This window comes from Roseateles sp. P5_E11 (genome assembly GCF_054049355.1).
The window spans coordinates 1-731 of the sequence record NZ_JBFUMO010001147.1; the positions used below are offsets into that span (position 1 = coordinate 1).

Genomic DNA, 731 nt, shown 5'->3' on the forward strand with positions numbered 1-731 from the left:
GTTGTAGGCCAGGTCGACCTTGCCGGTCTTTTCGGTGCTCTCGGTGTCGAAGGAGCGGATGACCAGCAACTGCGTGTTGTTGGTGTACTGCGCGCGCTGGGCGGCCGTGTAGGCCGGCACCGAGACCGGGTTGGTCGCCGAGGCCGGGAAGGCGGCCAATGGCGCGGCCGGGTTCAGCGTGGAATAGAGCGGGAAGTTGAGTTGCTCGTTGTTGTTGCCATTGGGCAGCGTGAACGACCAGATGCCATTGGGCTGCAGCGCGAAGTTGCCGATGCCGTACACATAGCTGACGGAGGCGCGGCGGTCATAGCGCATCGCGGTGGACTTGGTCGAGCCGCCCATCGCCTGCACGCTGAGGCGGTCGCTCTTGTATTCGCCGCCCAGGATCAGCGTCTTCGAATCGGTGTCGATGCTGCTGAAGATGGTGTCCGTGCCAAAGGAGCCGTTGTTGGTCGAATAGCTCGTCAGGTGATGCGAGGAATCGACCGTGTAGCCCGGCAGCACGTTGGTCGTCGTGCCGAGCACCAGCGGCGCATTGTTGGCGCGGAAGGAGTACGAGTTGGGCAGCAGCGAGGCAACCGCACTCTGGCCCGCCGTCAGCGAGCGGACGTTGGTGGTCGTGTTGTCGGTGAAGGTGCCAGCGGGGTTGAAGGCCGTGTTGCTGCCCACGCCGAGGAAGCCGACGATGTCGTCGACATGGCGCTTGTTGAGGCTGAGCTTGCTGTAGACGG

1 protein-coding gene is annotated in these 731 nt (G+C 63.7%); it reads right to left on the reverse strand.

Translation table 11 applies throughout. The features are described 5' to 3' along the window. Positions 1 to 731 (reverse strand): hypothetical protein (locus ACXJKR_RS33990; RefSeq protein WP_457326612.1); only part of this gene is annotated, 731 nt, incomplete at both ends.